Below are 22,972 nucleotides of genomic sequence, written 5' to 3'. Positions count from 1 at the left end.
CAGCGGCATGGAAAAGCGGAGGTCACCCAAGTCGAATGCTTGATCAACTAGGGATCGGGCGAGCCGCCGTCGCCACTGCACACTGTCCGGATCACCCGCGATCGGTGCGTGGAACAGACGTACGTCGGATCCGCTGGCCAGGTATAGCGCGGGGACGAGCTCGAGCTTGACGTTGAGAATCAAGTTTTCGTCTCGGTGGCGCAGCAGCCAGGCACGCCATGCTTGTCTGCGCTGAACACCTGTTACTTCGGCGGGAGCGTCTGGCGATGCCTCGTCAAACTGCGGGTAGGACCCGACAGCCTCTCGCAGACCATACAGGGTCCTGATAGTCCTCAGCACTGAGCCATCATGGGTGACCTGTGCGGTAAGCCATGTCGTCCGCTCACCGTAGAGACGCTGGTGCGGTTGCCACAGGTGCTCCCAAAGGTGGCTGGAGTCCCCTTCTGCACGCGGTTGGAAGAACGCGGCGGCCCAGCCGTAGAGGCGAGAGGCATCGATGACCGCCGGATCGGGCTCCGTCTCGTCGCGCACACCTACACGCTGGGAGGCCTGCAGGACCTCCACGAGTGAGGAGGTGTGGGCTGGCAGCATCCAACCGAGCAGCGCATCGCGGAACTGCACCGGGTGCTGATTGTGAACAGCGAGGCTCTGGTACACCTGCAGCAGCCACTCGGTCAACGGCGAAGTGCCATGGATGATCCGGTAGCCACGATGGCGCGTCATAACCCAGTAAGAGTCACTGTTTCTGTCAAGATCTGCGACTCGCCTCGGCGCCAGCGGCAAACCCATAACGTTCAGGCGCGGGTTGGAGGCCCACAATTGGCTGAGCGTGTTTGGAGAGGTCGTGTTGCCATAGGCGGCGTTATGGAACGCGCTCATCAGCTCTGCGAGATGTGCTCCACCGTCCTCGTCCAGCAGCCGTGCCAGAGAGGCCGACGGGTCGGGGACGTTCCGGAAGAACGCACTCGCCGCGCTCGGGCCCACCAGGCGACCGAGATACTCGTGCAGAGCCCCGACCGCGCCCCGGGCCGTGTTGATGACTCTGGGGTCGATGGCCAGCACCAGGCCCAGGGCTGTTTCGTGCCGGCGGCTCAGGGCTTCCCAACGAGGGTCTCCGTACATACCTGTAAGCCGTGTCGGACTCAGTACAAGGGAGTGGCTCCCGGCTGTCGGCTCACTGGTGCCTCGGTCCGCATTCCAGTCCTCACGGGCTGGGTACGACTGAGCTCTTGGAGTATCGCGGTCGTTGTCGACAGCGCTCACCTGTACAAGGCTCTGCTCGCCGGGGACAACAGCCGTCACCGCCTCGCCCTGTTCGGGGAGCTGTTGCGACTGCTGGCGAACCAGAGCAGACACGGTGGAGGTCGTGTCCTCGTCCTGGGCCTGAGCAGAGTTCCACCCTGTGGCAGGGAACCGGGTCCTGGCGTCCTGATCGGCAGAGGGACCACTCACCGTCCCCGTGCTGGGCTCTTGATTCGACGACTTCGCATGGTTCCCGAACCATGCTTCCAGGGCGTGTTCGTCGGGGAACTTGCCGTCGCGTGCGACGCTCTCTCGCAGTTCGCCTTCGCTCAGCGGATAGATGTCTCGGTACCGGTACAGGTCATCGACATAGTCGAGGGCCGGATCGTGGCCGGGCAGTTCATCCAGGGCGTGCTGTGCGCCCTTCATCACTTCGTGGAAGGTGTGATGCCCCCCTCGGGCCCCCTCCGTCTCGTGGACGAAGGGGGAGGGCAGCATACTGCTGAGCGCTGCAAGTCTGACCAGCCCGAGATCCAGGTTTAGCCCCCATTGCTCATTCATCTGAGCCGCGATGCGCATATACCGGAAGGTGGTGCCCGATATCCCCGACTTGATCAAACCACCAGTGTCCTCGGATGCCGGGTGCAGATCGGCCCAGAGCGGAATAGTCATCTTGCTGGTCGCGTAGACCCATGGCAGGGTCTCGCTGTCGCCGATGTGCTCCCACTCCGCATCGCTCAGCGAAGGCAGCACATCGCCCACCGGGATCCCGGTACCCATCCCCTCGGCAGCCCGCAAGTACTCCGCTTCCAGTACGGACAGATCAGCGATCAGGTCCTGTCGACCACCTTGCGCGGCCTGCCATGCCGCTCTGTACCGCGCTTCGGCCTCTTGGAAGCGCACCAATACGTCAGGCCTTTTGGTTCTAGGGTCCCGCCGGACCTGATATTGGTCCTCGATCCACTGCGGCCTCTCTAGGCGACCGAGAAGGCCGGGGATCAGGCCGTTCATCACACCGCCGTTGAACATGAAGGCCATCCGCTCACGCAGGCTGCCCTCCATGGCCACACGCGCAAGCCGGTACGGGTCGGTGCCGACCGCGCCGGGCTGTTGCACGTTCTCGGTCCCGAACAGCGTCAGGTCCATGCCCGCGTCCACTGCGTGCCGCCATGCGGCACGCGTCATCTTGCCAAGCTCCTCGTTGACCTCCCCCATGCGGATCAGATGAGCGGCCAGACTATCCTCGAAGAACTCCGCCTCCTGCAGATAGCGGATCCGGGAGAGAATCCAGCCCGGAGCATCAACAGCCATGTCCAACGGCGACACCACAGCTGAAGAACCATCGCCCAGGACGCCGACTGAGTCGCCCGCCCTACCCGCAGACCCATCCTCGTTCCCAGGCGGGGCAGAGTTGAACCCCTTCGTGGGGAACCGGGCCGCGATCTTCAGCTCGGCATGGGCGACGCGCAGGTATACGTACGAGTGCCCGGATTCGTCGGTGTGCCGTTCCCGGGCGACGACCCGGAATTCGATGTCCTGCGGAAACATGCCGCTGCGAGGCCCATCCTGTCCCTCGGCCAGGACGTCGGTGATATCCCGGGCAGACGAGGAGTCCAGCTGGACAAGAATCCTCTGACCTGTGTGCGGTGCACGCTGCTCGAAGAGAGCGTCCAAAGCCGCACTCTGGCTAGCCTCCACCTGGTGGAAGCGAGGGATGGTGATGGCGTCCAGCGCCGCCGGCAGACTGGAGTCTGCTGGCATGACCCACCACACCGGCCCCTCCAGCAGCGGCAACGTCAGCAGGGCCTCGGCCGCCGCACTCAGGTGGGCCGTAATTTTCTTTCTCAGACCGGGGGCGAGCTCGCGGGCGCGGGCGGTAACGTCCGCGCGGATTTCCGCAACCCACTGATTGCCGTGGGGCTCGTGTGCAGGAACCGTTTCGGCCTCCTGCAGGAGCGCGCGGATTTCCGGATCACCAAGCAAGAGTTGCGGGTAGTCAGAGCTGCGCCTGTCGAACAAAGTAACGGCCAGCTTCTCAGCCTGGTCGCGCAGTTGTGCAAACCCTTGCCCGCCCACGGTGAACCGGTCGCTGAGCAGTGGGCGGTCCGGGCCGGTGAGCAGGCGCAACGCGGCAACGTGCGTCGGGCCGGGAGTGCGCTCTACTGCGAGCTCGAGGACAGGGCCAGATTCGGCCCGAGCACTCTTCGGCGTGGCCGAGTGGCCCGTGTGGGCCTCGGTCCCGGGCTGATACGCGACAGTGCCGGTGACGCGGTCGGTGCGGACGACGCGCAGGTCCTCTGACCGGTCGACGAGTAGCGCACCGATGCGACGGGTTGAGGGTGGCGTCGACGCTAGGTTCGCATCCCAGGCACGTGCGTTGCTGCCGGCAATGTACGGGGTGGTTGGCGGTTCTGTCCGGGCGGCGGCGGCCGGCGCGTCGGCGCCGGTGACACCAATTCGGGTGTCGTTGCCGTGGGCGGAGTGCAGAACTCGGGTGGCGACGGGGTGGTTCCACACCGGCTCGGCCCGGAAAGGGATCTCTTCGGCTGTGACATGGGCGTAAGCCAGCCCGGTCCGGGCGTCGTGCACGAGTCTGCTGTCCAGTATCCGCAGCCGAGTGCGCTCCGGGAATATCACCGGTCGGGACTCCGGGTCGCGGGAGAACGGCGCAAGGGAGCGCCCGCTTGACCTGCGCACCTCCCACAGCACTGGATGGCCGGTGTCCGACGCGTCGACGCGCGCCCGTGCTGTGTTGAGCGCCGCAGTCCGGTCGATGGTGGCGGCGTGCAGTCCCGGAAGATCCGGGGAACGCTGGGAGAGCGTGCCGACGCCACCTTCCAACGGTCCTGATTCGTGGGTCGACCACCACACGGGTTCCATCTCCCGCGGCAGGGCAAGTACCGCAGCGACGGCGCGGTTTCGGTGCTCACGAAGTTCCTCGCGCATCCCCGGGACCATCTGCGCAGCCAGGTCTGCGAGCATCGCCCGGAGTTCCTCAGCGCGACGCCCAGAATCGGGCTGTCCCATAACCTGAGCAGCCTCGGACGCCAACTGGGCGAAGGCCGGGTCACGCAGGAACAGCAGCGGCAGGTGGTCGGTCATGCCACCGCTGGCGAAGGCGTGGTCGACGGCGAGGCGGGCCCGGCGTCGCAGGCTGTCAGAGGCCGCGTCTTCGCCTTCGACGGCCAACTCGCCCAGGAGACGTCCGTCGGCTCCACTCACCAAGTACAGGGTCGCCAGATCCTTGAGGTCCAGGGTCTTCAGGATGGCGGGAGACTGGCGATGCGTCAGCCAGTCCCCCAGGGCGTCCCGCCACGGTGCGCTCCCGTGCACGCTCGCTTCGCTGCCAGCCCGGCCCTGGACGGCAGAATCGATCAGCTCCGCAATGGAGTGGACGATGGTGGCGTGCCGGTCGGTGCCGGAGGTGAGCCAGGCAATACCGGCAGCCTGGCCGGTCCCGGGGCGCGGCGAAGCTGGCAGCGGAGGCGGAGCTTGAGTTCGAGGCTGGGCTTGAGTCTGTGTCCGAGATGGGGCGTCTGCAGATGTGGGCGGCTGGCCGGATAGGGGTGTGGCCTCGGAGAGGGTGACTTCTGCGAAGGTCCTGCCGCTGCGGTTGGCAACTAGCCGGGTACTCACCACGCGAAACGCCATGCCCGGCGGGTAACTGACCTGGAGCTGAGTCGGGTGACTGGCGAAGAGAGTGGTGTCGCGGCCGGTGGATTCAGCCACACGGTAGACACGCAGTTGGCGAGGCCCGCCGCCCGGCACAGGGTCGGCGTTGATGGGACGTGCGAACGCCTGCTGTGCGTTCGGGCTGGCGGCGAGGAACCGCGTCGGATCCATGAGAATCTGCGAACCGACGGCGGGCAGACTGGGGACTGTTGCCTGGTCCTGAACGAGCTCTGTCCACCAAACTTCGCGGCCAAACGGGGGAAGCGCTTCCAGCGTCTGAACGGCAGTCCAGGCATGGGAGGGAAGGATGCGCACCATGCGCTCGGCGTACTCGTCGAGGCTCTGCCGCAGGCGCTGGCCGTCGGGCCCGGGGCCACCCGTGCCGCCGTATGCAGCTACTTCACCGAGCAGGTTCCGGAAGCCGGAGTCTCGGGACAGCAGCAGCGGGAAGAGCCGGGCGTCGCCGCCGTAGACACCGTCCGTGCCCGAGGCGGCTCGAGTCCGTGCCTGGTGCATCCACCACTGCGCCCACTGGGACAGCCATGCGGTTGTGCCTGCGTCCATGCCCGCTTCCGCGAACAACGTCGTCAAGGCGGCCAACGGCGTCTCGGCGGCGTCACTGTGCAGCCGCAGCGCCACAACGTGACCGACCGTCAATCGGCTAAGCGCGGTGCTATCCAGCAGGTCGCGTTGGCCGTAGTGCCGGTGCCAGCGCTTGATGCTGGCAAGTCGTTCTTGCAGGGGTGCGGGGAGAGCGGAAGTCGGGTAGTCGGCCGGGTCGAGAAGCATCCGCCTCAGCTCGTCCGGGGATGCGGCGTCGGTGGGTGCGGACACGCCGGCCACCAACTCGTCGTACGCTCGCGTGTAGGGCGGCACCAGCAGACCGCTTGCGAAATGGCGCTTCGGGAGCCGCCTCCTCGGGTCGAGGTTCCGGTCGGCCCATGCGTGGAGGACTCGGGCATCTGCTCCAAGCGCTTCGGCAAGTTCGGCTGAGGGACTGTCAGCGTTGACGGCATGCAGCACCTCGAAAAGGGTGTGCGTCCCCGAGGAAAGTGCGTGTGCCAGCACGGCCTGGCTGAAAAGGCTGATGGGCCCCGGCACGCTCAGCGCTCGGTGTACCTGCAGCAGCCAGTGCGCCTCACTCGCCGGGCGCTCGCCCACAATGAGACCGCGGCCGAGCAGCTCATGCCGGACCGCATAGGCGTGGTGGGGCGTGGCCTGCGGGCGTACGGGCACGCTCGACGGTCGCAAATAAGGCCTTGCCGCCCACAGTTGGCTAAGCGTGTAGGGCGCGTTGCTGTTGGCGTAGGCGGCTTGGACAAACGCGTCCATCAGCTCGGCGAGAGAAGCGCCCCCGAACTCGTCGAGGACTGGCCTCAGGGCGGCCTCGGGATCGTGTGCGTCGCCGGCCCCGGGGGCGAGGAAGGCGCGGGCCGCGTTGACCGGACCGTAGGCGTCGGCGAGCGTCTGGTGCAGCCGGGCCAGAGCCCGCCTGGCCTGCTTAATCACTTCGGTGTTGGCGGCAAGCGCGACGCCGAGGGCGTTCTCGTAGGCCTGATTCAGCTCCTCCCATCCCGGCTCGGCGAAAAGGGCCGCCAACCCCTTTGCGCCGGTGGCGGGGGAGATCACGCGGTCAATCTCCTGGAGCGTCGAGGTCATCGTGCGCGCCGCGCCGGTCAGCCTTTCCTGGTGCTGGTGCAGCAGGTGTTCGGCCAGGGACGCGCGATCCTCGTGCGCCGACCGCCGGAACTCCCCGTAGCCGTCGGCGGCCCGCTCCGCGGCCGCCTGGTGGCGGGCGAGGGCGCTGGCCGCCCGCTCGCGCAGCTCGCCAGCCCGTCCCCTGATCTCCTCGTACTTGCTAAGGGATAGAGGTCCCTGGTGTGCTGCGAGGTAGAGCTGGAATCGCGACCAGTCGTAGTCCAGCTCGGCCGCCAGCTTGTCGGCGCTCAAGGCGCTCTTGCTCGCGGCCATGCCGGCCGGGTCCACGGTGCCGTCGGGCAGGTATCGGCCGTCGCCGTCCGGGTTGACCACAGCGAGGAGGGCGAGCGTGTCCTGGGCGTCGCCCGTGAGGTCGACCGGAATCCCGGAGGCGAACTTGGCCTCGGGCCGGTACAGGCTCGACACCACCCTGCCGAGTTCATCGGCGTCCTTCACATCAAGCACCCAGCGCTGGAAGTCACCGCCGATCCGGTCCACTTCGCGCAGCACCGACAGGACGATGCCCTCCTGGACGTCCGCCCCGTGGAAGACCTCCTCCTCGAACGAGACGGTGACGGTGCGCCGCTCCACGGACGCTTCCGGATAGGTGTTGATCCATCGGACGCGTCCGCCATCTCCGTCGTCGACGTCCACAAGCGTGGACGTGCGGACGGGTCGTTCGCTGCCGGGCATCCGCAGCGCGCGCATGGTGGGTCGATTGAGCGGGTCGAGCTGGTCGTGCAGGGACACCCAGCCGCCGAGCCCCTCAAGCGAGTCAATGTCGAAGATGAGGGTGGTCGGCCCGTAGCGCGTCGCCATCGCTTGGTCGCCGGACTCGACGCGGAAGAATACGAAGTCCTGGTTACCGAGCAGGTCCGTGTCCCACTCGCTCCAGCCGGAGGCGAGGTGCCCGCCGTCTTCCCGGTCGAGGGCGGCCAGCGAGGAGAGGACTCCGCTGTTGGCGATTGCGTGGTACGCGGGTGTCGCGTGCTTGAGTCGCAGCGGCAGCGCCGCCAGCCGGTCGTACAGCTCCCGCCACTGCGGACGATCAAGCAAATCCGTCAGTTCGGTCCGCAACCGTGCAAGGTTTTTGTCCGACAGGTCGCGGATGAAGGCCGACCGCTCCTCGTGGGTGAGAGAGTCCACGTCCGGCCGCACCTGGTGCCACTGGGATCCAGCCGGCAGCAGCGCGTACGCCTTGCGTGTACGGAAGTCCCGGGCGTAGCCGGCCAACGCGCTCAGCGTCCGTGCGGACGCCGGGCGTAGAGCGCCGTCGGGCATGTCCCAAATGCGGCCCGAGTCCACCTCCGCCGCAAGTCCGCGGGCTGCGGCCACTACAGGCGTGTAGGCGTTGCGGAGTCGGTAGAGGCCTCCGACGCTAGCGGCGTCGCGAACGAAACCGGCCAGCGCGCCAGCCAGTACATCCGCCGACTCACGGATCTCGGCGGCGAGGTCGAGCGCCGCCTTCCGGGTGGGCGCGGACGGGTCAGAGTCCCCGAGCAGCTGCTCCAGGGTATTCAGTGTGGCTTCCAGCTCCCGGCCCCGGCCCTGAATCTCGTCGCCGGTCCAAATCAACCGGGCGGGGTCGGAGATGCCGGCCGCACGGACCGCGCCATCGAGCTGAGAAGTGTACGCGCGGACGTCGGTGGCCAGGGCGGCCTGTCCGCTGCTCGCCAGTCGATCGATCAGCATATGGAGGTCGCGCTGGGTTGCCGAGCGGCCGTCGACCAGGTAGGGGCTGCCGAGTTGCCGCCACCTCGGCAGAGCCCGCCACGCATCCCACCCCAGCGTGCCTTCGGGGGCAAGGTCGGCAGCGTTGATTCGCCGGGCTGCTCCCCGGTCGAGCAGCAGATACAAGGATTCCACCTGGACCGAGAGGCCCAGAGGGCGGAGCGCGCCCTGACGTATCCCGCCGGGGGCGCCTTCAGGTTGCGCGCCCACCCAGCGCGGTAGTTCGGACCCGCCCGAGAATCCATCTTCGGGATCGGCGAACTCCCGATCCGCGGTGTCCCCGAGGAAGGAGTCCGAGTCGTCCGACTCTCTGCTGGTCCCCCACTCGTCGGCGGGCGAGTCTTTCGACGTGTATGGGAATCTCCGCTGGTTGTCCGGGAGAACGGAGGGGGCCACCGTCGTCTTCGCCAGCAACTCGCCAGGCGGCACGCCTTCGACGAGGGGGGCGGCCTCGGTCTCGTGCAGGTTCAGCGGGCCCTCTTCACCCGTCGGTTCGTGCGCGGGCACGCTGTTGCGGGAGTTCCAGCCCTCGGTCAGGAACTGCGGTGACGCGGCATTCTCTTCGCTATAGGCGCTAACGGGACCCCGCGTGGCCACCGTCTGGGGAATGGGGGCGGTTTCGGTGAGCCGGACATGCTGGTATGCACGCCCCTCCTCGTCCTTCCGCCAGATCCGTTCCACCACCTCCAAATCAGTCCGCTGCGGGAACAACGCCACGTCCGGTCCCGGTTCAGCTGACAGGACCGACACATCGCGGGCCGAGGCGTCCATCACTTCGAACACCACCGGATGGCCATCCGACGCGCCCGAGAACGGCATGTTTTCCAATGCCGCCGACTCGTTTAGCGACCCGGCGTGGAACCGCTCAAGACCCACCGTGCCAAATGCCACCGAGTCCTCGGCAACCCAACCGGACCACCACACCGAAGCCAGCACCGGCCGCAGGCGAGCCAATGCTTCCGCCGCCGTCGCCACATGGTCCGGGGCCTCGACCGACAGCCCGTCGAGCAAACCCTCGCGCAACCGCGCCAGGAGCTCGCCGCGAACCAGTTCGAGAAGGGCCTCATGATCCGGTGTGTACCGCAGTACGTTTTGGGCGCCTCCGGCCAGGGCACGGAAGCGCTCATCGCGCAAAAGGGTGCGCGGGAACTCCGCCGGATGGCCTGCCCGTACGCGGTCCATCGCCTCACTGACAACGGCATGGGCCTCGCGCCGTAGTGCGTCCCGGGCGCGCGCCCCTGGCCCGCTGGCGACCGCCGTGGTCAGCAGTCTCCGGTCCGCCGGGCCACTCATCAGACGCAGCGCGGCGATGTGCCCCGGGGTCAGCGGAGCAGTAAGCGACGTTTTCGGATCGGTGTCGTCCGGGGCGATCCAGCGGTTTCGCTCGGCGTACAGCGCCTGGTACGGGGTGCGCGGGCCGTGCCCAGCCGTCAGCTCGGCGTCAGCCCAGGCGTACAGGTCGGCCGCGTCCCCGTGCAGAACAGCGCGCTCGGCGGCGGAGGATGCCGTCGTGTTATGGGTCTCCCTCAGGAGTTCATAGAGGGAGTCGTCCCCCTGGGCCAGTCGCCAGGCGAAGACGGCCGTGCGGGCCGCCGTCACCCGGTCGGCGGGAGCGTGCTCCGCGTACCGGGCGAGGATCCGCCCGGCGATGCCGGTCCGGCTGTCGGCCAGGTGGAAGCCGCGGGCATCGCGCAGGTCTCGATAGCGGCTGCTGCTGGCATCCGCGAGTTGCGGGGGGAGGGTCTCGCCGCGGGTGGCCTCGACGGCGCTCGCGCGCAAGAGGTCACCAAAATCCGCATCCTGCGGGAAGCCCTCCGGGAGCGGGGCGGCCACCGATTCCGGTCGCCCGCGCAGCACGTGGAGGATGTCGCGGGCGGCGTCGATCGCTTCGGGGCGAGAGGCCAGGCTGCGGCCGAGTTCGGACTCGTACCGTCGGCTCAGCTCGTGCCAGCGCGGGTCGGCGTAGTAGGAGCGGAAGGAACCTGTGTCGGGGCCCGGGGAACGGCGGGCGGCGACCAGGTCGGTCGTGCCGACCGGGGTCGCAGACGGGCGCGGGGCCGGGAGGTCCTGTCTCGCCCATCCGACTGCTCTGGCGGGCGTGGTGTGGTGTTCGGTGAAGGCGGCGAAGCCGATCATTCGCTGTGCGGCGGCCACTATCCGGACCGTGGTCGTCTGCTCCCACGGCTCACGGTTCGGCTGCGGGGTGACCTCGGTGAGGGTGATGTGCTCGTACGAGGTGCGCGTGGCCGCGTCATGGTGGACGGTTGAGGACTCGATCTGGAACGCGGTGCTGCGGGGGTAGAGGAACGCACGCTCCCCAGGGTGCTGGGACAGCGGAGTGATATCTCGGGCTGAGGAGTGCTGCACGCTCCACACCACTGGGTGGCCGTCGTCCGCCTTGGCCTCTCGGGCGCCTGCAGTGCGCTGGGCGTCGAGCGCGTCTAGCGCAGTGGTGGGGCTCGCCACCACGCGGTGGAAGCGTGGCAGCCGGAAGACGCTCGGGGGGGAGCCGGCGACCGGCTCGCCAGCCTTGCCCGGCTCCCAGGTCGCCCAGTGCACTGCGGTGCCCACGGCAGGTAGGGACTCTAGGGCCTCTTGGGCCATCGAGGCGTGCCCTGGCAGCTCATCGCGGAGTTCGTACAGCAGTCGCCTGGCGCGCTCAGTCAGTTCGGCGCGCCGGATGGCCTGCCAATCCCCGGCAGCCCTGCGCTCTTCGGCCGTGGCATTCGGTGTCTCCAGGACCGCAGATTCGAGGGCGAAGGCACGGAAGTTGTCATCCCTCAGGAACAGCAGGGGGAAGCGCGGATGCTCGGCATCCGCCTCCCGGCGGACCAGCGACAGCGCCGTGTTGCGCAGCCAGGTGACGTCGATGGCGCGGTCCCGGTTCGGTACCCGCGAGAGTAGTTCCCCGTCCGGACCGCTGACCAGGTACAGCCCGGCGAGATGACCTGGCTTCAGGCTGTCGGCGAGTGTGGCAGCCGCTTCGTGGCGCAGCGACCAGTGGGCCAGTGCCTCGCGTCGCTCGCGCGCTTCTTCGGCCGTCTGGTGCGGCAGCGGGTGCGGTCCCGCGGGCGTCCCGTTGAATGCGATCAGCTGGGCGATGTCGTCGAGGGGTTGACCGGAGCCTGTGATCTGTGGGGTGAGCCACTGTGCGGCCGCCGCGTACATCCGCTGGTGGGGCAGGGGCTGTCGGTTGCGCCCTGGCGCGAGGGCCTGCTCTGCCCAGGTGTACAGCTGCGCGGCGTCGGCGTCGCTATGGGTGAGATCGGGCTCGGTGTCATCGCGGACACCCTGCCGCTGGGCTGTCTCGAGGATCTCTGCCAGGGAGTGGATGCCGGTCGGCAGCAGCCAGCCCAAGAGTGCTTGCCGGAAGAGCGTTTCGCTCTTGTCGGGAAGGTCCAGCGCCTGGTAGAGGCGTAGCAGCCACGCAGCCGTGTCGGCGGGCCTCTCGGTCAGGCGGAGACCGCGTCTGTCGATGACGGAGTGAGTAGTGTCTGCGTCCAGCTGCTGGCCGGGACTGGTGCTCGGCGAAAGGGGCAGGCTGCGGGTGTTGAGTTCGGGGCGACTGCGCCACAGGGAGCTGAGAGTCATGCCGGCGGCGTCGCGGTAGGCGGCGTCGGCGAACACGTCCATCAGCGTCGCCAGCTCGGAGGCCGAGTCGATCCGCTTGGGAAGGTGGAGCACACCGTTGTCCGGACCGTAGTGATCTGCCCTGGCCAAAAGCCGGACGAGGCCCCGAGCTGCGTTTCGCGCCGTGTCGATGACGTGCGGTTCCGTTGCGATGGCCGCGCCGAGGGCGGTCTCGTACTCCTCGGTGAGCCGGTGCCACTCGTCCGAGCGGTAGAACGCTGGAAAGCGGGGGAGGTGCTCGACGGGGTACTCGGCACGCACCAGTTCATCGCGGGCCTGCTGGACGAGGCGTTCGACGAGGCCCCCGTCCTCCGCGTAAACCGAGGCGCTCAGTGCGGAGCGGGTGTGCCTGCGGACTTCGGCTTCGCCTGTTTCCTCGGAGGCAGCGGCATCACGGATGCCGCCGGCCAGCCAGGAATCGACGACCGTGGCCGCGTCGTTCGCCGCGTCCGCTCTTACCTGGTCGTCCGCGCCGGAGGGTTCGCGCGTCTCCAGCGCGTTCCAGCCCTCGGTGGGGAACTCCACCCCGACGCTGGGGCTCTGAGCCCTCTGTTCCATGGCGGTGATCGCACGGAAGATCACGTCTTGCATCTTGGACTCGAGTTCCTTCGCCCGGTCCAGGACGTCATAGCGGCCTTGGATCAGGCGGTCCGCGAGCTCGACACGTTGCCTGTCCGCGGAACTCCTGAGTCCCTCGTATGCGTTGAGGGCCGTGTCCGTCGCAGAGGTGATATTCGCGAGATGTTCCGCGAGTTTTTCACCAATAGTCAACGCAATGCTTTCTGCGTCAGACTTCGCAGCATCGGTGGTGGCTTCGTCGATGACGGCCAATAGCGGCCCGCTGACCAACTTCGCCGTCTTCTCCATCAGACGCAGCGACCTGTCGGCTGTCTGCGCTTGGCGAGCCGCTGTCATGCCGTACGGGTCGATGGTGCCGTCCGGTAGGTAGCGGCCGTCGCCGTCCGGATTGTGCACGATGGCGGGGCGCGGCCAGCCGTTCGCCAACTCGCTGCCGGCGAGATCCAGCGGGAGCCCCGGGGCGATCTTTGCTTCCGGCCAGTACAGACTCCTCACGAGGCTGCCCAGCTCTTTTTCATCCGTCAGGCTGAGCGCCCGCTCCATGAACTCTCCACCAATGCGGTGGACCTCACGCATCACCGACAGGATGAGGCCTTCAATGGCACTCTCGAAGTCGAAGACCTCGCTTTCGAATTGGACGACGGCTTCGGCACCACCCCGGTCGGGATAGGTGTGAACCCAAGCCGTCCGCTTCCCGTCCTCGTTGCTCGCCGAGGGCGCCAGCACGGTAGTACGCACTGGCATCTCCCGCCCCGGCAGCCGCAAATCCCCCAGGGTCTCCCCGTCGTTCGGCTTGAGCTGGTCGTGCAAGGAGACCCAGCCGCGGGTTTCCTTCAGCATCTCCGGGCCGAAAACGAGGGTGGTGGGACCATAGCCGCTATTCTCGGGTTCTTCGTCGAATACGGGCCGGAAGAATGCGAAGTCAGTATTCCCCAGGGCGCTTATGTCCGCGTCGAAGGTCAGACCACTCGCGAGGTGGGTATTTCCATCCCGGTGCATTTGCGCGGAGGAGATCATCACTCCGCTGTTCGCGATGGCATAATAAGCCGCCGTGGCATGCTGGAGCCGCAGCGGAAGGTCCGCCAACCGCCGGTAGAATTCTTGCCATTCCTGGCGTTCCCACACATCGGCGAGGTCGCTCTTCAGCGTTGCGATGTTTGTGTCGGAAAGCCGTTTGACGAACGTGTGACGTTCGCCTGCATCCAAGTTGGCCAGCCCGGGATCGGCCTCCTGCCACTGGGTTCCCTGGGTCATGCGGGCATAGCCACTACGGGTACGGAAGTCCCGCACGTGCCGAGTGAGTTCTCGCATCGACTCCGGAGAGACCGGCAGTAGAGCGTCAGCACTTAGATCGCGCACGTCGCCGGCCGCGACCGCCCGCTCCACCGCGTCCACCAGATTCCGGGCCGCGCCCACCAACGGCGCCAGCGCATTGCGCAAATGGTAGACACCGCCCAGAGCAGCCGCACCGTGAATGGGGCCGCGGAGGGCAGCGGCCACCACATCGGCGACCTTGCGTACTTCGGTGGCCCGCTGCAGCCAAACCGCATCCTCGACCCGCTCGCTGCCCCCGGCCAGCAGCTTCAACCCATTAACCACAGCCTCCAGCTCCGCGCCACGATCCCGGACCTCATCACCGGTCCAGCGGATACGGTCGCCAGTCCAGTCACCAGCCGCACGCGCAGCCCGGTCCACATCAGACGCGAACTGCATAACCCGCGCAGCCCAATCCGCGTCGCCAAGAGAAAGATCTGCGACCAAGCGTTCCAAGTCCGACTGGGAGTAGGCCTCTCCACGAACCGACACCCACGACGTCTGACCCTGCTGCTCCAGGGTCATGTTGAACCATTCCCGCCAGTCCACGAGCCCATCGGAAACATCGCCAGCCGACGGGTACTCCGCGATTTCGCCGCCGCCAATGACGAGGAAAAGTGACGGCATGATCGGATCCGAGCCAGTCAGCTCGTCATCGATGACGTCCAACTGCCCAGGTGACGAATTCCAGCCCTCGGTAGGCAACTTCACCCCGGGGCTGGGACTTTGAACCCCCTGCACCATGGCGGTGATAGCTCTCGAGGCCACGTCTTGCATCTCGGTCTCGAGTTCCTTCGCCCGGGACAGGAGATCCCAGCGGCCCTGGATCAGGCGGTCCGCGAGTTCGGCACGTTCCCCGTCCGCGGAACTCCGGAGCTCCTCGTAAGCTGCAACGGCCGCGTCCGTCGCAAAGGTGGTATCCGCGAGATATTCCGCGAGTTCCGCACGTATGGCGATCGCCAGGTTTCGTGCGTTGGATTTCTCAGCATCGGTGGTGGCTTGGTCGATGGCGGCCACCAGCGGCCCCTTGTAGTACTTCGCGATCATCTCGATTTTGGACAGCCCGAGGACGGCTTTTCGCGCAAGGTTACCCGCTTTTATTCCGTACGGGTCGATGGTGCCGTCCGGTAGGTAGCGGCCGTCGCCGTCCGGATTGTGCACGATGGCGGGGCGCGGCCAGCCGTTCGCCAACTCGCTGCCGGCGAGATCCAGCGGGAGCCCCGGGGCGATCTTTGCTTCCGGCCAGTACAGACTCCTCACGAGGCTGCCCAGCTCTTTTTCATCTGTCAGGCTGAGCGCCCGCTCCATGAACTCTCCACCAATGCGGTGGACCTCACGCATCACCGACAGAATGAGGCCTTCAAAGGAACTCTCGAAGTCGAAGACCTCACTTTCGACACGGACGACGGCCTCGGCACCACCCCGGTCGGGATAGGTGTGAACCCAAGCCGTTCGCTTCCCGTCCTCGTCGCTCGCCGAGGGCGCCAGCACGGTAGTACGCACTGGTACCTCTCGCCCCGGCAGCCGCAAATCCCCCAGGGTCTCCCCTTCCGTCGGGTCGAGCTGGTCGTGCAAGGAGACCCAGCCGCGGGTTTCCTTCAGCACCTCCGGGCCGAAAACGAGGGTGGTGGGACCATAGTTGCCATCCCCGGGTCCCTCGTCGAAGAGAGGCCGGAAAAACACGAAGTCTGTATTACCCAGAACATTTGCGTCCGCGTCGAAAGTCAGACCGGTCGCGAGGTGGGTATTTCCATCCCGGTGCATTTGCGCGAAGGAGATCATCACTCCGCTGTTCGCGATGGCATAATAAGCCGCTGTGGCATGCTGGAGCCGCAGCGGAAGGTCCGCCAACCGCCGGTAGAATTCTTGCCATTCCTGACGTTCCCACACATCGGCGAGGTCACTCCTCAGCGTTGCGATGTTTGCGTCGGAAAGCCGTTTGACGAACGTGTGACGTTCGCCTGCATCCAAGTTGGCCAGCCCGGGATCGGCCTCCTGCCACTGGGTTCCCTCGGTCATGCGGGCATAGCCACTACGGGTGCGGAAGTCTCGGACGTATCGCGTGAGTTCCTGCATCGACTCCGGGGAGACGGGCAGTAGAGCGTCGACGCTCAGATCGCGTGCGTTGCCGGCCGAGACCGCGCGCTCCACCGCGTCCACCAAGTTTCGGGCGGCCGCCACCAACGGCACCAGCGCGTTGCGCAAATGGTAGACACCGCCCAGAGCAGCTGCTCCGCGAATGGGGCCGCGGAGGGCGGCTGCCACCACATCGGCGACCTCGCGCACCTCGGCGACTCGCTGCAGCCAGACCGCGTCCTCGATCCTCGCTACGCCTTCAACCAACTGCTTCAGCCCGTTAACAGCCGATTCCAGCTCCGCACCACGATCCCGGACCTCATCACCGGTCCAGCGGATACGGTCACCGGTCCAGTCACCGGCCGCCCGCGCAACACGGTCCATATCTGACGCGAACCGCATGACCCGCGCGCCCCAGACCGGGTCGACAACAGAAATATTGGCGGCCAATTGGTCCAAGTCCGACTGGGAGTAGGACTCTCCATCAACCGAGAACAGCGACGTCTTACGGGTGAGGTTGAGCGATTCCCGCCAGTCCACCAGCCCACCGGGTACCTCGGGAAAGTCGTCAGCCGACGAATACTCCGTTATTCTGCCGCCGCGAATGATGAGAAAAAGTGACGGCTCAACCGGATCCGGGTCCGCCAGCTCATCGCCCGCAACGTCCAACTGCCCTGGCGCCGAATTCCAGCCCTCAGTGGGAAGCTCCGCCCCTACGTCAGCGTTGTCGTCATCACTGCTTTCCCAATCACTGCCGTCGTGATCACCGCTGTCGCCATCACTGCTGAAGTCATCACTGCTGATGTCATCACCGAAAATTTCGGCATCGACCATGTCCTCATCGCCGCTTAGGGTCGACGATGAGGTCCAGCCATCGCGTTGCTCGGAGAGCAGCAGTTCATAATACCTGCGACCCGTTGCAGAGTGCTTTATACCAATTTTATCTAGGGTAAAGCGCGTGCCCGGCGGATAGAGCACCAGGCTCTGATCCGGACGGTCTGAGAAGGGGGTCACATCCCGGCCCGTGGAATTCTGCACCCGCATAACCAGAAAATTGCGCCTGGGCTGATATTCAGGAAGCGCAGACGGAAGGGTGAGCGCCTCCTCCACATCTGTCGCACCTCTGGGGAACTGCGTCGTGGCGACCAGCTCCATGTCCAACTCAAATTGGTTCAGGTCCATTTCCGTGAACCCGAACGCCCAAATCGGAAGGAAGACATCCTTTCCAGCAGGCGGCAGTGCTGCCAGCGCCTCCACCGCGATGTGTGAGTGGACGGGGAGAAGCCGCAGGGTGGCTTCCGCGAGATCGTCGAGACGCCGGGTCACGGCACGGATCAGATGTCCAGGCCAGGCGTCGGCATTCGAGTTGATGGCCTGGGCGAGCTCAGCAACGAGCTCATGGAACCGTCGGCTCTGGATGAGGGGTCGCGTCAGCACCTCGGAGTCAAGGTCGAGTTTCACGGAATATACCGACTCCCGTGCTTTTGCGAAATGGCTCCACTGACTCAGCCAGGTGGTGAGCAGGTTGGAGGTCCGCTCGTCCAGACGGGATGTGAACATCGGCCAGGACGCGCCATCATGCACTTCGGTACGGGCGTACAGGCGCAGGGCCGCGATATATGCCTTTGGTAGCTCAAGGGAGCCTGACGGGTGGTAGGCGGTCTTCCACCGTGCAACGGCGTCGCGCACCTCTCTGCTCCGGTCTGCCAACGCCCCCGGCCACTGACTGTCGGGAGACGCGAATACCATTTGCAGATCGTCGGGCGTCACCGGATCAGCAAGTAGCCGGTCCAGCGAATTCAGATGGCTGTAGAAACCAAGATGCGGCGGGAGCAGTGCATCATGGAGCCGCGGTTCTGCGAGCGCGGGCGCAATCAACTCGGCGTTGACCCACTTGTACATACCCAGTGCGTCGCCGGCCAGCGCTTCGGCGCGGGCCTCCGAGGGCTTTAGCTCCAGCAGCTCGGCCATCGACGCTGTGCCGTTCTGCAGCGAGTGGCTCATCATCGCCATGTAAAAGAACTCGGTGTTCCCGGGGACGCGCAAGTGCTTGTAGGCGGCGAACAGCCACCGCTCGTGGCTGGCCGGGCTGTTCGTCAGTCGGAATCCGCTCTTACGCAGTTCATACTTTCGCTCGGCCGAATAGGCCGGCACGGACGGCGGTCGCGCGGGCACACCGTCCGGCCTCAGCTCGGGCTTCTCCTGCCAAAGGTCGACGAGGCTATTCGACTGTTCGCCCGAATTCGCGTATGCGGCGCGACCGAATGCGTCCATAAGGTTGGGAAGAGACGCCTCCTCTGCGGGGTCGAGCAGCCGGTTCAATGCACGTGTGGCCTCGACTGAGTTCCGCGGCTCCGGTTCGAGGAACATTTGGGTTGCCGCCGCGCCGTAGTGCGTCGCCAGCAGCGAGTGCAGCGCAGAAACTGCCTGCCTGGCCTGCCCAACCACACCGGGGAGACGACCGAGCCAACGCCCGACCGCCTCTTCGTAAAGCACGCACTGCATCTCCCAGGCGCTATCGACGTACATCGCGTCGAAAGGCGACGTCTCCTCCCACGCCTGGACCTGCCTGGTGTGAAATCGGTCGAGTTCGTTAAGCCACTCGCTGACGCGCGCGAGGGTGTCAGCACGCTTGTCCGTTCGCTGCTCGATCAGTTGGCTGGCGAGTTCCTTCCGGCTGCCCGTGGCGTCGTTTTCGAACGCTGTGAGGCTTCTTTTTGCGCTGTCCTCGGCATTCTCGTAGGCGTCGAGGAGATCTCTGACTTGCAACCTAATTTTGGCGATTTTCGCCCGCAAATGATCGTTACTGTCCGGCAACGGACTCGCCAGGGTCTTCACCAAACTCGCCTGATTGCTGGTCCAAAAGCGATCCAGCTCGATCGCTTGCATGTCCGCATTCCGTGTTTGAGATGCCGCCGCCATGGCCAGCACATCGATGCTGCCATCGGGCAGATAGCGCCCGTCGCCGTCGGGGTTGATCACGGACAGTGGGCGCGGCCAACCAGTCGACTGCCCTGTCGTGCCCAGGTCAATTGGTAGCCCTGATGCAAACTTGGCCTCGGGTCGGTAAAGGCGCGATATTAGCTTGCCCAAATCCGCGTCGTCTAGCCCGAACACATGCCGGGGGAAGTCCCCTTCGATCCTTGCCACCTCGCGCAGCACTGACAAAGCGAGGCCCTCGCGCACGTCCGCGCCGAGGAAGACCTCCTCTTCGAAGGAGACCGTTGCAGACTGCCTACCAGCGGCTGCATCCGGGTAGGCATACACCCATCGCACACGCTCCCCGCCATTGTCCAAGCCGTCCAAGAGCGTGGCTGTACGCAGGGGCAGTGCGCGGCCCGGAGTCCTCAGCTCGCGCATAGCTGCCCGCTGCAGGGGGGCATATTGGTCGTGCAAAGTCACCCAGCCGCCGAGCCGCTCTAGCTCATCCAGTTCGAAAATAAGCGTGGTGGGCCCATAACGCGTGAGCACCGGGGCGTCACCAGACTCCACCCGGAGGAACACGAAGTCGCCGTTGCCCAGCGGCCCGATGTCGGAATTGCTCCAACCGGAGGCGAGGTGGGCGCGCCCCTCTCTGTCCAAGGCTGACGTGGAAAACAGCGCTCCGCTGTTGGCGATGGCGTGGAAGGCCGGCGTGGCGTGCTTGAGTCTGAGCGGGAGATGCATGAGCCGTGTGCGCAAGTCCCGCCATTCCTTGTCGCCCATCAAGGGGTCGACGTCCGCGCGCAGGGACACGATGTTGTTGTGTGACAGCTCCCGGACAAAGTCGGCGCGCTCAGCACGGGTCATCTGGTCGATGTCCGGTATGACGATGCCCCACTGATGCCCCTCTGGGACGCCGGCGTAGGCCCTGCGTCGGCGGTACGTCCGCACGTGTCCGGCGAGGTCCTCCAGCGAATGCGGGGCCACCGGCCGCCGGCCGTCACGAACCAGGTCGCGGGGGTCGCCGGACGCGACCGCGTGCTCCACCGCGTCCACCAGGTTGCGCGCCGCCGCCACGGTCGGCGCATAGGTGTCCCTCAAGTGGAACTGACCACCGAAGCGCGCCGCTTCTCGCATGACGCCGTGGAGAGCTGCCGCCACCACATCGGCGGAACGCCGCACCTCCGCCGCGCCTTCGAGTACGACCTGGTCGATCTGTCCCGCATCGCCCAGCAGCCGCTCCAGGCTGCTCAGCGACTCCTGAAGCTCCTGGAAGCGGGACGCGGCATCAGCACCCGTCCACTGAATGCGGTTATCCGTCCAATCGCCGACCGCACGGGCGGCTCGGTCCTGGCGTAGGGCGAAGTCGCGCATTCGACGAGCCCATTCCGTCTCACCCAACGTGAGGAGACGAAGCACCCAATCGTGCAATTCTCGCTGGGACAGAGTGCCGATTTCGATCAGCGCCTTCGTCCTGCGCTGCGTGCTCTTATCAAGGGCCAGCCATTCGCGCCAGGGCAGAGCGCCCTCCGCAGCAGCGTCGTTCAGCGAGTTCAGGGGCACGATCATGTCTGTGAGCAAGAGGTAGGGTGCCTCCGGCTCTTCGGGCCCTTCAGCCGACGCGTTCCAGCCCTTGGAGGGGAACTGGGGCACCGTGGCCGGGAAGTTCACGCTCGCTGCGTTCTTGACCCGCCCGGCGGTTGGCGCGTTGGGGGATATTCGAGGGTGGAACGTGCGCCAGGTGGTGGCCTTCCCTTCGGCATCGAATGCCAGGTCGACACGCGGGGCGCCTTGGGAATGCGTGAACGCTACTTGTCCAGTTGGGGCGTGAACCGTCCAGCCAGTGATATCTGCCACGATTTGAGCGTCACTCTGGGTGCGGTGCGCGGCACTGGAATCCGCTCCAGCAGTGCAGGACAGCAACGTGATGTGCTTGAACCCTGACAGCTCCTTCTTGCGCGCTCGCAGATCTCGTCCGAGTTCCTCCGCGCTTATCGCCACGGAGCTCCCGTCCGGCTGAACGACGTGAAAGCCCTCCTCGGTATGGTGGAGCGCCACAAAGAAGGACTCCCCGAACCCTTCGGGAAGGGCCCGCAACTTAGGGGTCAAGCCTTTCTGGGCGTCCCGTTTCCACTGCATATAGGTCGTCTGCTCGGCGAGCTTGCCGTAGACGTGCTTGCGCTGCGCAAGGTCCGTGGCGTTGAAGGACATCTGGCCAATGCGCCTGCCACGGGAGTCGGTGATTTCCTGTAGTACCGAATCGGAGGCGCTCCACTTAGACTTCGGCTGCGCGCTGTTGGCCGGCTGCCGGCGACGGGCAGACGCGAAACCACCGAGTGGAGGCTGGTTCGTGGATTGGGCCGCGGTCTGGTACTGCGGGGGGCGCGGGCCGGGCGTGTGGCCTCCCGTGCCACTCAGTGGCGCGAGGGGCAGTGTGCCGCCCGGTGTGGGGCTCCCAACGGGTGCCAGGACGATGCGGGGGGCTGAGCTTTCGACGCGCGGCCGGGCTGGGCTGAAGGCGCTCTGCTGGACAGTCGGTCGTCTGCGGTCCGTGCCGATGGCAGCTGCAGCTGCGCCTGTGGTGCTTGTCGTACTGGGCGGGGCGACCGTGTTCCTCGTGTCGCTGGTGGTCGTGAATGCCCGGGTGCCGGACCGGTTGTCCAGCGTTTGCGCACCGGTGGTTGGGGTCGAGGAAGGTGCAACCGTGGCGGACGGTGTCGGTGTCGAAGTCGTGGCTATGGACGGGGCGCCAGGCCTGCTGAAGTCCGGAGTGGCGGGGCCGCTCGGGGACAAAGTGGACTCGGAATCGGCCTTGCGAGACTCCAGCTCTTCCCGCGTCGTGGCCGCGTCCAGGGGCTGGCTGCCCTCCTGGCCAGTCTCCGATTCCGCTCTCCCTTGCGGGCTGAGGAGTTGCCGGCCGTTGCCCGGGTCGGTCAGAGGGATTGCGGCATTGGGGCGAGACAGCTGAGGGGAATTGGCACCGGCGGTGGCGGAGGGCGTGGGTGTCCCCAGACCGCTGGTGTCAAGTCGGCTGTCCTGGCCCGTTTCCTGGGTGCCATTCTGCACGGCTTCGGTCTCGGCCCGCGGCTGGACGTGCTCTCCCGTGCTGTCCTCTCGCCGAGCCGCGCCCGGCGCCTGACCAGGAACCTCGGAATCAGCCCCGGCGAGGTTACCCGAAGACGCTTTGCCCCTGGCGAGCTGTGGGTCGTGGTTCAGATCCGCAGCCGCGGTCAGGCCGGACTTGTTGGACATTCCGGAGCCGCTCACAGTCCGGTCGGCACCGGTCGTCGGCGTTCCCAAACCCTTCCCGAGCCCCAGGTCGGTGTCCGCAGCGAGCGTGCGGGAGCCCTCGACATCGGAGAACGGGGACGCATCGCTGAGGTCTCTGAAGTCCGACGACGTATCACTGAAGTCGCTCAGGTCGCTAACGTCGCTGAAGACCGACGACGTATCACTGAAGTCGCTCAGGTCGCTAACGTCGCTGAAGACCGACGACGTATCGCTCCGGTCGCTCGCATCGTCGTTGCTCGAAGAAGCGTCCGTCTGGCCGGGGATACCCGTTGCATGCAGGGGTTCGGGCGTCACAACCGCGCCGAGTCCAACTTCGGCACCCACCGGGCCAGGAGTCTGGGAACGGAACGATCCAGTCGGCAGCTGCGAAGGAGTCGGACTTGAGAGCGTGTTCGTCAATCGCCCCGGAGCTGGGAAATTGAGGCCGCCGTTCTGGATGACGCCAAGCTCTCCGGGCGTCGCCGTAAGGCTTGCGCCGTCCAGATTCCCGCTAGTCAGCAGATGGTTTTCGTTGTCCCGTATCGCATCGGGCGCGTCACTGACACCTGGCGTGTCGCGGAAGAACTTGTCCTTCATCGAGGTCTTCTGGGAGAACTGCTCGTACAGCCCAAGGCCGGCCGCACCCACTACGATCTCCGCACCGCCGGTCAACGCGCCGCTCACACCTGACATCCAGAATTCCTGCCAGCTGAGCGCGAACCTCCCCTCGAACGTCAGCTTGGCCAGGCCCGAGGCAAACATCTCGGCCTGACCCTCGTTCACAAAAGCGAACGGAACTTCCGAGCCTTCCTTCAGCCAGTGATTGTCCTTGAAATGC

At 66.1% G+C, this 22,972-nt stretch carries 1 protein-coding gene (cut by a window edge); it reads right to left on the bottom strand.

Annotated features, from left to right (window positions below):
* Window positions 1-22,917: the beginning of a lonely Cys domain-containing protein gene (locus tag ACIOEW_RS39230; RefSeq protein WP_401970187.1), read on the bottom strand. Its footprint begins 31,659 nt before the window's first position; 22,917 of the gene's 54,576 nt are visible here — the first part of the coding sequence; it begins with the start codon at window positions 22,915-22,917; its stop codon lies beyond the left edge, outside the window.
* Window positions 22,918-22,972 lie beyond the last annotated feature (55 nt).

It is taken from the genome of Streptomyces sp. NPDC087901, assembly GCF_044742205.1.
In the GTDB taxonomy this organism is placed as follows: Bacteria; Actinomycetota; Actinomycetes; order Streptomycetales; family Streptomycetaceae; genus Streptomyces.
The sequence above is the reverse complement of the archived record's forward strand: the minus strand, read 5'-3'. Positions and strand labels throughout refer to the sequence as shown.